At 65.7% G+C, this 11,217-nt stretch carries 9 protein-coding genes; 6 read left to right on the plus strand and 3 right to left on the minus strand.

What is annotated here, in order from left to right; translation table 11 throughout:
• Positions 1–157 precede the first annotated feature (157 nt).
• The gene (gene cadR / locus HP547_RS19790) at positions 158–601 is read right to left on the minus strand and encodes a cadmium resistance transcriptional regulator CadR (protein WP_172287150.1); all 444 of its coding nucleotides are present in this window, start codon (positions 599–601) and stop codon (positions 158–160) included.
• A gap of 83 nt (positions 602–684) precedes the next feature.
• Between cadR and HP547_RS19795 the strand changes: the two genes are divergently transcribed.
• The 5 genes from HP547_RS19795 to HP547_RS19815 all read left to right on the plus strand — a co-directional run bounded on the left by HP547_RS19795 (position 685) and on the right by HP547_RS19815 (position 7,870).
• Positions 685–2,898 (plus strand): heavy metal translocating P-type ATPase, encoded by a 2,214-nt coding sequence (locus tag HP547_RS19795; protein ID WP_172287151.1) that lies wholly within the window; start codon positions 685–687, stop codon positions 2,896–2,898.
• Positions 2,899–2,907: 9 nt separating this feature from the next.
• Positions 2,908–3,777, plus strand: coding sequence for a LysR family transcriptional regulator (locus tag HP547_RS19800; protein ID WP_172287162.1), 870 nt, complete (start codon positions 2,908–2,910; stop codon positions 3,775–3,777).
• A gap of 264 nt (positions 3,778–4,041) precedes the next feature.
• On the plus strand, positions 4,042–5,100 hold the full coding sequence (locus tag HP547_RS19805) for a putative 2-aminoethylphosphonate ABC transporter ATP-binding protein (RefSeq protein WP_172287164.1): 1,059 nt from the start codon (positions 4,042–4,044) through the stop codon (positions 5,098–5,100).
• A gap of 1 nt (position 5,101) precedes the next feature.
• A complete protein-coding gene (locus HP547_RS19810; RefSeq protein WP_172287165.1) occupies positions 5,102–6,826 on the plus strand; it encodes a putative 2-aminoethylphosphonate ABC transporter permease subunit in 1,725 nt (574 codons plus the stop codon).
• 18 nt (positions 6,827–6,844) lie between these two features.
• Positions 6,845–7,870, plus strand: a complete 1,026-nt coding sequence (locus HP547_RS19815; RefSeq protein ID WP_172287168.1) for a putative 2-aminoethylphosphonate ABC transporter substrate-binding protein — start codon at positions 6,845–6,847, stop codon at positions 7,868–7,870.
• A 108-nt stretch (positions 7,871–7,978) separates the two neighbouring features.
• Here the strand turns inward: HP547_RS19815 and HP547_RS19820 are convergent, their stop codons facing one another.
• Both HP547_RS19820 and HP547_RS19825 read right to left on the minus strand, forming a co-directional pair.
• Positions 7,979–9,343, minus strand: coding sequence for a GTPase/DUF3482 domain-containing protein (locus HP547_RS19820; protein ID WP_172287170.1), 1,365 nt, complete (start codon positions 9,341–9,343; stop codon positions 7,979–7,981).
• Complete coding sequence (locus HP547_RS19825; protein ID WP_172287173.1) at positions 9,336–10,727, minus strand: DUF2868 domain-containing protein; 1,392 nt, start codon at positions 10,725–10,727, stop codon at positions 9,336–9,338. Before HP547_RS19825 ends, HP547_RS19820 begins: the two co-directional genes overlap by 8 nt.
• A gap of 54 nt (positions 10,728–10,781) precedes the next feature.
• Here HP547_RS19825 and HP547_RS19830 point away from each other — a divergent pair.
• On the plus strand, positions 10,782–11,217 hold a 436-nt coding region (locus tag HP547_RS19830; protein WP_172287176.1), incomplete at its 3' end, for a dihydrofolate reductase.

Consider the following 11,217-nt stretch of genomic DNA (forward strand, 5'->3'; position numbering starts at 1 on the left):
CTGGCAAGGTTATGAGCACCATGCGCCGATGACCGCGCCGATGGCCGTGTAAGCCTCTGGAGTGCCGGGGCTGCTTTGCAGCCCATTCGCCGGCAAGCCAGCTCCCACAGCGTGCTGCACAAGGCTCAATCCTGCGCGGTGCCTGTGGGAGCGGGTTTCAATGGCCGTGGCTTCTCCCCACATGTGAGTGCTCGGTTTCCGGCACCGATACCGCCCCGTTCGTCTCCAGTTGCTGCAAGATGGCGCACTCTGCCCCCTGCGTATTGCAGCGCCGCCGCAGCTCCACCAGCTGTTCCTGCAGCGCCACCAACCCATCGATTCGCGCCTGTACATGCTCGATATGCTCATCGATCAGCGCATTGACGCTGCCGCATGAATCATCCGGGCTATCGCGCAGCCGCAGCAGGCTGCGGATCTCGTCCAAGGTCATGTCCAAGGTGCGGCAGTTGCGGATAAACGTCAGCCGTTCCACGTGCGCCTGGGTATACAGCCGGTAGTTTCCATCCGTACGCGCCGGCTCCGGTAGCAACTGTTCGCGCTCGTAGTAGCGGATGGTTTCCACTGCGCAGTCGGTGGCTTTGGACAGTTCCCCGATCTTCATCACGAAATCTCCAACAAGTGGCTTGACCCTATAGTGGCTACAGGGTGTTCACTTGGCAACAGGCTCAATTTAAGGATGACCCCATGAACCAGCCTGTCAGCCACGAACACAAGCACGACCACCACGCCCACAGTTGCTGTGGCACTGCTGCTGCACCCGCCAAGGTACGACTCAGCGACATGCCCAGCAGCGATGCCCGGCTAAGCCGCTTCCGCATCGAGGCCATGGATTGCCCCACCGAGCAGACCCTGATCCAGGACAAGCTGGGCAAGCTGGCGGGCATTGAACAGCTGGAGTTCAACCTGATCAACCGCGTGCTTGGCGTGCGCCACACCCTGGGTGGCACCGCGGAAATCGAACGGGCCATCGACAGCCTGGGCATGATAGCCGAGCCGCTGGGCGCTGAAGGCGGTGACATCTCCAGCGCCCCACCGGCCGCCAAGACCCGCTGGTGGCCGCTGGCGTTGTCCGGTATTGCCGCCATCGCCGCCGAAATCGTGCACTTTGGGGCGCTCGCTCCGCAGTGGCTGGTGGCTGCACTGGCGCTGGCGGCCATCCTCGGCTGCGGCCTGGGCACCTACAAGAAGGGCTGGATCGCCCTGAAAAACCGCAACCTCAACATCAACGCGCTGATGAGCATTGCCGTGACCGGCGCGGTGCTGATCGGGCAGTGGCCGGAAGCGGCCATGGTGATGGTGCTGTTCACCGTCGCCGAGCTGATCGAAGCCCGCTCGCTGGACCGTGCGCGCAATGCCATTGGCGGCCTGATGCAACTTACCCCGGACATGGCCACCGTGCGCCAGGCCGACGGCCAGTGGCGTGAAGTGGATGTGCGCGAGGTCGCTATCGACGCCTTGGTGCGGGTGCGCCCCGGGGAGCGTATCGGCCTTGACGGCGAAGTCACCGGTGGGCAGTCCAGCGTCGATCAGGCGCCGATCACCGGCGAAAGCCTGCCTGTCGAGAAGGCTGTGGGCGATAAACTGTTTGCCGGCACTATCAACCAGGCTGGGGCACTCGAGTTTCGCGTTACTGCCGGCGCCGGGCAATCGACCCTGGCGCGGATCATCAAGGCCGTCGAGCAAGCGCAGGGCGCGCGGGCGCCTACCCAGCGCTTCGTCGACCGTTTCTCGCGCATCTACACCCCCGTGGTGTTCGCCATCGCCCTGGCCGTTGCGGTAATCCCGCCGCTGTTCATGGCCGCTGCCTGGTTCGACTGGATCTACCGCGCCCTGGTGCTGCTGGTGGTCGCCTGCCCGTGCGCCCTGGTGATCTCGACCCCGGTGACCATCGTCAGCGGCCTGGCCGCTGCCGCGCGCAAGGGCATCCTGATCAAGGGCGGCGTATACCTGGAAGGTGGCCGCCACCTGGACTTCCTGGCCCTGGACAAGACCGGCACTATCACGCACGGCAAGCCGGTGCAGACCGACGCCAGGGTGCTCGACCCGTTGTTCGAAGGCCGCGCGCAGGCCCTGGCCGCCAGCCTGGGAGAACGTTCGGACCACCCGGTTTCCCGCGCCATCGCCCAGTTCGGCAAGGCGCAAGGGCTTGCCTTGAGCGAAGTCGATGACTTCGCTGCCCTGGCCGGCCGTGGCGTGCGAGGCAGCATTGCGGGTGAGGTCTACCACCTGGGCAACCACCGCCTGGTCGAGGAGCTGGGGCTGTGCTCGCCCGAGCTGGAGGCGCAGCTGGACGCGCTGGAGCGTCAGGGCAAGACCGTGGTCCTGCTGCTGGACCGTTCTGGCCCGCTGGCGCTGTTTGCCGTGGCCGACACGGTCAAGGACAGCAGCCGCCAGGCGATCGCCGAGCTGCACGAATTGGGCATCAAGACTGTCATGCTGACCGGTGACAATCCGCATACCGCCCAGGCCATTGCCGCTGTGGTCGGGATCGACCGTGCCGAAGGCAACCTGCTGCCGGCGGACAAGCTCAAGAGCATCGAGGCCCTCTATGCCCAGGGCCACCGGGTGGGCATGGTCGGGGACGGCATCAACGATGCCCCGGCCCTGGCCCGCGCCGAAATCGGCTTTGCCATGGCTGCTGCCGGTACCGACACCGCCATCGAAACTGCCGATGTGGCGCTGATGGACGACGACTTGCGAAAAATCCCGGCCTTCGTCAGGCTGTCGCGCCAAAGTGCGGCGATCCTCATGCAGAACATCGTTCTGGCGTTGAGCATCAAGGCGGTATTCCTGGCGATCACCTTTGCCGGCATGGCCACCATGTGGATGGCGGTGTTTGCCGACATGGGCGTGAGCCTGCTGGTGGTGTTCAACGGTTTGCGCCTGTTGCGCAAATAGAGGACGGGCATGTTGAGTTCCGAGCTGAAAGCCTTCTACATGGTGGCCCGCCTGGGCAGTATCACCCTGGCGGCGAAAAAGCTCGGGCTCAGCCAGCCCACGGTGACCACGCAGATTCGCAACCTCGAAAGCCAGTACGCGGTAGAGCTTTTCTATCGAGGCGGTCGGCGCCTGGTGCTGAGCGAGGAGGGCGTGCGCCTGCTGCCGATGGTGAAGGCGCTGTTGCAGCAGGAGGCGGACATCGAGTTCGAGCTGCGCAACAGTGGCCAGGCCCAGGGCAGCTTGCGGATCGCCGCGACCGCGCCTTACTACATCCTCGACCTGGTGAAGATCTACCGTGAGCGCCTGCCGCAGGTGGACGTGGCAGTGGAAATCGGCAACTCGCAGCAGGTGCTGGAAATGCTCGAGGACTACCGGGTGGACATCGCCGCTTCGTCGCAACTGCTGGAAGACGCCCGGCTGGTGCGGCGGGTGCTGGGAACTGACCCGTTGGTGGTGGCGGTGCACCGCAACCACCCGCTGGCCCATCGCCAGACGGTGTCGATCGAGGTGGTGGCCGGGCATTGCCTGCTGATGCGCGAGAAGGGTTCGACCACGCGCAAGCTGACCGAGCAGATGATGCAGGAGGCTGGGGTGAAGGCCGGGGCTTTGCTGGAGATCGGCAGCCGCGAGTCGATCCGTGAGGCGGTGCTGCGCAATATCGGCATCAGCGTGATTGCCCGGCACGAGGTGCCGCACAACCCCGAACTGCGGGTACTGGCGCTGGAAAACGCACCGGTGATGCATGAGTACCTGTACTGCCTGAAGGAACGGCGCCAGGCCAGGTTGCCGGCCGCGTTCCTGGGCGTTGCGCAGGAAGTGGCCGGTTCCCAATTCTGATTCGAAGCACACAGCCACTGTAGGAGCGGCCTTGTGTCGCGAAAGGGCTGCGCAGCAGCCCCTGCAATTTGTGCAGCGAAGCTGAGACCCTGGGGCCGCTCCGCAGCCCTTTCGCGACACAAGGCCGCTCCTACAGAGACTGCATCAGACGATCGGGCCACTACAAAATCTGCCTATAGCACTATCACCCGCTTTTGCCCCAACGCCACAGAACCTTCGCACAGGCTTCCTAGCATGGCCCCATCTCTTCGATGAGGCCATGCCATGAACCGCACCACCCCCGGCGCACAGATGAAAGTGCGCAATATCCACAAGCGCTTCGGTGCCTTCACGGCGCTCAACGATGTCTCGCTGGACATCGCCGCTGGCGAACTGGTGTGCCTGCTTGGCCCGTCCGGCTGCGGCAAGACCACACTGCTGCGATGCATCGCCGGGCTGGAGCGCCAGGACCGCGGTACCCTGTACATCGGCGAGCGTGATATCTCCGAGCTGCCGCCCCAGGCCCGCGACTACGGCATTCTGTTCCAGTCCTACGCGCTGTTCCCCAACCTCACCGTCGAAGCCAACATCGCCTACGGCCTGACCGGCAGCAGCCGCGAACAGGCTCGCCAGCGGGTCGCCGACATGCTCGCACTGGTTGGCCTGGCCGGCAGCGAGAAGAAGTACCCTGGCCAGCTCTCCGGTGGCCAGCAACAGCGTGTTGCCCTGGCCCGTGCCCTGGCGCCGTCGCCGTCGCTGCTGTTGCTCGACGAGCCAATGTCGGCGCTGGACGCCCGTGTGCGTGAGCACCTGTGTACCGAACTGCGCCAACTGCAACGCCAGCTGGGCATCACCACCTTGATGGTTACCCACAATCAGGACGAGGCCATGCTGATGGCCGACCGCATTGCGGTGATGAACAACGGCCAGGTCGAGCAGTACGCCACCCCGCAGGCAATCTACGACCAGCCCGCCACGCCGTTCGTTGCCGAGTTCGTCGGCCAGGGCAACTGGCTGCCATTCCAGCGTAGCGGCGACAGCCATGCGCAGGTGGGCGGCATGAACATGCGCCTGGCGCCGGGTTCGGCCCAGGCCAGCAGTGGCCGGTTGTTCTGCCGCCCGGAGGCCATCACGGTGAACCCGTTAGTGCACGAAGAAAACCTGTTTCCGGCCATGGTCCGCGAAATTACCTTTCTCGGTAACCGCTGCCGCATGAGCTTCGAGCTCAAGGCCCTGCCAGGCCATGCCTTGCTGGCCGAGCTGGCCCCGGAGGCCATGCCGCGGCTGGGCTCGCAGGATATCTGGGTGGCGTTGCCACCGCAGAGCCTGCAGGTGTTTGCCTGAGATGGCCGCGCCAATGTCCCTGCCGCATACCCAGGCCAGGCGTGCGCAGCGCAGCGACGTCGCACTGGGTAACCGGCTGTTCGTCGTCGGTGGCAAGAGCGTTCTGCTGGTTCTTCTGCTGCTGGCAGTGGTGATGCCGCTGCTGGCCATTTTCTGGAAAGGCTTCAGTGGTGAAGCTGGCCAGGGCGGTGGCCTGCTGGCGGCGCGGGAGCTGTTCGCCAGTGACAACTTCCGCTGGTTGCTGGGCAACAGCCTGTCGGTGGCGGTCACCGTTGCGGCCATCGTGGTGCCGCTGGCCTACCTGTTCGCCTACGCCCTGCAACGCACGCTGATTCCGGCCAAGGGCCTGTGGCGTGGGATCTCGCTGTTGCCGCTGCTGGCGCCATCGATGCTGCCGGCCATAGCCCTGGTCTACCTGTTCGGCAACCAGGGGCTGCTGCGCGGGTTGCTCAGCGACAACATCTACGGCTTCTGGGGCATCGTGCTGGGCGAGGCTATCTACACCTTCCCGCATGCGCTGATGATCATGCTGTCGGCGCTGTCGCTGGCCGATGCTCGCTTGTTCGACGCGGCTTCCAGCATGGGCGCCGGTTCATGGCGGGCGTTCAGCAGCATCACCTGGCCGGCCACGCGCCAGGCAGTGTTTGCGGCGTTCTGCCTGGTGTTCACGCTGACCATCACCGACTTCGGTGTCCCGGTGGTAGTGGGTGGTGACTATCAGGTGCTTGCCCTGGAGGCCTACAAAGCCGTAGTCGGCCAGCAACAGTTCGGCCGCGGCGCGCTGATCGGCATGGTGTTGCTGGTGCCAGCCCTGTTCAGCTTCAGCGTTGACGCCTGGCTGCGCCGGCGCCAGGGCGAGGCCATGAGCGGCCGCGCCCAAGTGTTCGAGCCCAAGCCGTCGCCCGGCCGTGATGCCTGCTTCCTGGCCATTGTGCTGCTGGTATGCGCGGTCTTGCTGTTGGTGGTCGGCATGGCGGTGTACTCGTCGCTGGTCACCTTCTGGCCTTACAACCTGTCGTTGTCGCTGCGTCATTACATGTTCGAAGACACCGCCGGGGGCGGCTGGCTGGCTTACCGCAACAGCGTGACCATGGCCATCGGTACTGCATTGATCGGCAGCATCCTGATCTTCACCGGTGCCTACCTGATGGAGAAAACCCAGGGTCAACGCCTGCTCAACCTGGCGCTGCGCCTGCTCAGCTTTATCCCCATGGCTGTGCCGGGCCTGGTGCTTGGCCTGGGTTATGTTTTCTTCTTCAACCTCAACGGCAACCCGCTGCATGTGCTGTATGGCGGCATGGGGCTGTTGGTGGTGTGCACCATCGCCCATTACCTGACCACCGCGCAGATGACCGCTGCCACTGCCCTGCGCCAGCTCGACGGCGAGTTCGAGGCTGCGGCGCTGTCGCTGAAAGCGCCGCTGTACAAGCATTTTTTGCGGGTAACAGTACCGATCTGCCTGCCAGCGTTGCTCGACATCATCCGCTACCTGTTCGTCTCGGCGATGACCACCGTGTCGGCAGCGATCTTCCTGTACAGCCCCGACACCATCCTGGCCGCCGTCGCCGTGCTGAACATGGACGACGCGGGCAACGTCGGCGGTGCTGCCGCCATGTCCACCCTGATCCTGCTGACCAGTGCCGGCGCTTCACTGCTGCTGGCCGCAGCCTCGCGCGGCCTGCTGCGCCGCTCCCAAGCCTGGCGCCAACGCGCCGCGACCGTCTGACCTGTAAGGAACCTACCCATGTACCAGCACCTTGCACTTGCCGCTGCCGTTTCCGCCGTGTTCAGCCTGCAGGCAGCGGCCGCCGACACCCAGTTGACCGTCTACACCGCGCTGGAAGCCGAACAACTGAAGAGCTACAAGCAGGCCTTCGAGAAGGCCAACCCCGACATCGAGATCAAGTGGGTGCGCGATTCCACCGGCATCATCACCGCCAAGCTGCTGGCCGAGAAGGGCCGCCCGCAAGCCGATGCGGTGTGGGGCCTGGCGGCGTCCAGCCTGGCCATCCTCGACCAGAATGGCATGCTGGAAGCCTATGCGCCGAAGGACCTGGGCAAGATTGCCCCCAACTACCGCGACGCCGCCCACCCGCCGGCCTGGGTGGGCATGGACGTGTGGGCCGCGACAATCTGCTTCAATACCATCGAGGCCGAGAAGCAGGGGCTGAGCAAACCGGTGAGCTGGCAGGACCTGACCAAGCCCGAGTACAAAGGCAAGATCGTGATGCCGAACCCGGCCTCGTCCGGCACCGGCTTTCTGGATGTGAGCGCCTGGCTGCAGACTTTCGGCGAGCCGCAGGGCTGGGCCTACATGGATGCGCTGCACCAGAACATCGGTCAGTACGTCCACTCCGGCTCCAAGCCTTGCAAGCTGGCAGCGGCGGGCGAGTTCCCGATCGGTATTTCGTTCGAGTACCCGGCCGTGCAGCTCAAACGCCAGGGCGCACCGCTGGACATCGTGCTGCCCAAGGAAGGCCTGGGCTGGGAGATCGAGGCGACTGCCGTGATCAAGGGTTCGCCCAAGGCTGATGCGGCCAGGCGCCTGGCCGACTTCTCGGCCAGCCCGGCAGCCATGGAGCTGTACAAGGACAACTTCGCCGTGCTGGCCGCGCCGGGGATTGCCAAGCCGCAGACCGAGTTGCCGGCAGACTATGAGCAGCGCCTGATCAAGAACGACTTCGCCTGGGCCTCGAAGAACCGTGACCAGATCCTTGCCGAATGGCGCAAGCGCTATGACGGCAAGTCGGAGAAGGTGGCCCAGCAGTAAGCCTGCACCTTGCAGGTCTGGCCTGTTCGCGGGTGAACCCGCTCCCACAGGGATGTGCATTAGTGCTGCGGGAGCGGGTTCACCCGCGAAGGGGCCAGAACTGGTTGATCAAAATTGTGAAACCAACGCCTCCAGCTGCTCCTGCCGCTCAGCCTGGTTCAGCTTCGCCCCGGGATTGAGGGTGGACCACTGCGGATGCGCCCGCGCCCTGACCAGCGCCTCTGGCAACTTGCCCTCGCGCCAGGCTTTTTCATCCAGCTCACCCAGGTGAATGCTGCTCTGCGCGGCATGCCCGCGGTTATCCAGCGCCACCATCAGCTGTTGCTGACGCAAGGCCAGCAGGCGCAATACCGTGTCGTCCACGGTCAGCTCGCGCTTGCCCTTGAGCTTGCCCATCAACCGCGACCCATAGTTGCGCGCAGTCTGCAGTGCTCCCCCGGCTATCGCCCCGGCCAGCGCGGCGGCGCCCAGGGTCAACCCGCCGACCAGCAGATCGACCCCGGCCCCCGCAGCGGCACCGGCCGCCACACCGCTACCCAGGCGTACGCCCAGCAGCTTCAAGGTTTCGGGATTGAACAGGTCATCGCCCCAGCGGCCATCCAGCAGAGGCAGATCGCTGGCATGGGCATCCTCGGGGCGGAAGGCATACAGCTTGAGCAATGCCTCGACGCAACGCTGTTCGCGCTGACGCACATCCTGGCGCAATGCCTCGATTGCCCTGGCCTCGGCTGCCGGCTCGGCGTCAACGCTACGCCGGCAGGCTGCGCAGTCCAGCAGCAGCTCGGCAATCAGGCGCTTGCCACTGTGCTGGCGCGCCAGGCGCTGCGCCTGCTGGTCGTCTATCAGCCGCTGCAGCGCCGGGCGGGCGTCTTCCAGCAGCAGGGCCAGGCTCTCGTACAAACGGCGCTCGCCATCCTCTTGCGGAGCCACGCTGTCAAACCGTACCAACGCGTGAAGCCCAAGCCGGGCAAGGGCTTCACGCCATTGCGGCTCGCGGTGCTGGTGGCTGGCGACGAAATTGAGCACCGGCAGCAACGGCTTGCCGCAGCTGGCCAGCACTTGCAGTTCGTCGCGGTATTTGGCCAGCACCGGCTCCCGGGCATCGATCACATACAGGCCGGCATCGCTGGCCAGCAGCTGGCGCAGTACCTTGGCCTCCTGCTCGAAACGCTGGCGCGCTTCGCTGCCCTGCAGAAAACGCTCCAGGCGCGCCGGGCCGTCCAGGCGCTCGCCCGGGCGCTCCAGGCGTTCAAGGTAGTCGAGCAGGGCGATGGCGTCTTCCAGGCCCGGAGTGTCGTACAGCTCCAGCAAGGGTTCGCCATCCACCGACAGGCGCGCACCCTCCACATGGCGGGTGGTGCTGGGGCGGTGCGATACCTCGCCAAAGCCGACGTCGCGGGTCAGCGTGCGCAGCAGCGAGGTCTTGCCCACATTGGTGTGGCCGACCACGGCCAGTTTCAGCGGCTCAGTCATGGCCATGCTCCAGCCAGGTCAGCGGTGAAGTATCGGCATGCGGCAGGCCAAGCCGGTCGAGGGCTGCGTGCCAGTCGCCCAGGCGCTGGGCATCGAGTGGCTGGCCGGGTGCGGCCTGGAGTAGCCAGACACGGGTGGCGCCGGCGTTGCGCGCCAGTTCGGCGAGCAGCGCCAGGCTGCCACGGTCGGGCGAGCGCTGTGGGTCGCAGGCGATGGCCAGGCGTGCCGCGGGGAAACGGCTCAACTGCTCGAGCAGGCGATTGCGCGACTCGCGGCTGTCGAGCACACCGGCGTTGATCACGCTTTTTGGCAGAGCAGGCGGCCAGGGGCGTTGGTCGTCCAGTTCCAGCCCGACCAGCAGGGCACCGCTGCTGCCGCTTTCCAGCTGGCCGGCGGCGAATTCAGGCAATGCTTCGGGCGCGGCATCCTGCACGCCGATGCGTTCACTGCGGGGCATCAGCGCTTCACGCAGTTGCGCATAGCCCGGCAGGCTCAGGTCCAGCGTCAGGCGCTCGCTGCCCTGGCGCCAGCGCCACAGGCACAGCCCGGCCAACAGCAGGCGCGGCAGCAGGCCATACACCAGTACCACACCTAGCAGCCAGCTGGCCCAGGCTTGGCGGGCCAGGTCCAGGGCTGGCAGGGTGTCGCCGCTGGCGCGGATCATGGCCTCGTCGGGCACGGCAAAACCCAGCAACGAGGGCAGGGCGCCCAAGGCCTGCGTCAGGTGGATAAACGGGTCGGCCGCGAGCAGGGTGGTTTCCCAGACAAAACCGTAGCGGCGGGTGGCCAGCAAGGCCAGCAGCATGCCGAGTGCCGTGAGCATCGCCAGCAGCCACAGGCCATGTACCAGCAGGCCAAGCAGCCAGCGGGTGAGCCGCTGGCGCTGCAGCAGCACCAGCAGCGCCGGCGCCAGGTGCGCGGCCTTGGCGTCGCGGGCAAAGCGTTCGCTCAGCCACAGCCACAGGCGCCCCAGCCCTGCGCCATGCTCGCCGCTGAGGGCAAAGCCGATTGCCCAGCCCAGCAGCATAAGCAGGTTCAGCCCGAGCAGGCTGCCCAGCGCCCAGAACACATTTACCGGGCGCTGCCCGTCACCCAACGCAGCCAGCGCCAGCCCGGCGCCGCTGAGTATCGCCATCAGTAGCAAGGCCAGTAGCGCCAGGCGCGCGCCCTGTTTCCAGTGACGCAGGGCTGTAGTGATGCCGTCGCGTTCGGCCAGGAACAGCGCCCGGGTTTCGATGCGGCTCGCCAGGTCGCCGCCTGCCTGGCGGGCGCGGCGGTTGGCTTCCTGGTCCTCCAGGGGGCCGGCATGTTCCTCGCGCAGGCGTACCGCTTCGGTGAGCCAGCGCTTGTCCAGTGGAGTGGGTGCAGTCACAAGGTCTTCCATTGCACAGGTCAGGGCAGAAGCATAACCCACACGCCCGGTGCTATCCTCGCCCGCATGAATACATCACTCCCCCTCAGCCTGATCGCGGCTCACGCCGAGAACCGCGTGATCGGCATCGACAACTCCATGCCCTGGCACTTGCCAGGGGATTTCAAGTACTTCAAGGCCACCACCCTGGGCAAGCCGATCATCATGGGTCGCAAGACCTGGGACTCGCTGGGCCGGCCGCTGCCCGGGCGGTTGAATATCGTCGTCAGCCGCCAGCCGGGGCTGGAACTGGCGGGGGCCGAAGTGTTTGGCTCGCTGGAGCAGGCGCTGGTGCGGGCCGAGCAGTGGGCGCGGGAGCACGGAGTCGATGAGTTGATGCTGATTGGCGGGGCGCAGCTGTATGGGCAGGCGCTGGAGAAGGGGCTGGTCAGCCGCATGTACCTGACGCGGGTGGAACTGTCGCCGGCAGGAGATGCCTGGTTCCCTGAGTTTGACCAGGGCC

The sequence above is a fragment of the Pseudomonas sp. CM27 genome, assembly GCF_013179515.1.
Classification (GTDB): Bacteria; Pseudomonadota; Gammaproteobacteria; order Pseudomonadales; family Pseudomonadaceae; genus Aquipseudomonas.

What these genes read in the sequence shown, in the direction of transcription:
- cadR (WP_172287150.1), bottom strand. Translation starts at nt 601, where the DNA reads ATGAAGATCGGGGAACTGTCCAAAGCCACCGACTGCGCAGTGGAAACC.
- HP547_RS19795 (WP_172287151.1), top strand. Translation starts at nt 685, where the DNA reads ATGAACCAGCCTGTCAGCCACGAACACAAGCACGACCACCACGCCCAC.
- HP547_RS19800 (WP_172287162.1), top strand. Translation starts at nt 2,908, where the DNA reads ATGTTGAGTTCCGAGCTGAAAGCCTTCTACATGGTGGCCCGCCTGGGC.
- HP547_RS19805 (WP_172287164.1), top strand. Translation starts at nt 4,042, where the DNA reads ATGAACCGCACCACCCCCGGCGCACAGATGAAAGTGCGCAATATCCAC.
- HP547_RS19810 (WP_172287165.1), top strand. Translation starts at nt 5,102, where the DNA reads ATGGCCGCGCCAATGTCCCTGCCGCATACCCAGGCCAGGCGTGCGCAG.
- HP547_RS19815 (WP_172287168.1), top strand. Translation starts at nt 6,845, where the DNA reads ATGTACCAGCACCTTGCACTTGCCGCTGCCGTTTCCGCCGTGTTCAGC.
- HP547_RS19820 (WP_172287170.1), bottom strand. Translation starts at nt 9,343, where the DNA reads ATGACTGAGCCGCTGAAACTGGCCGTGGTCGGCCACACCAATGTGGGC.
- HP547_RS19825 (WP_172287173.1), bottom strand. Translation starts at nt 10,727, where the DNA reads ATGGAAGACCTTGTGACTGCACCCACTCCACTGGACAAGCGCTGGCTC.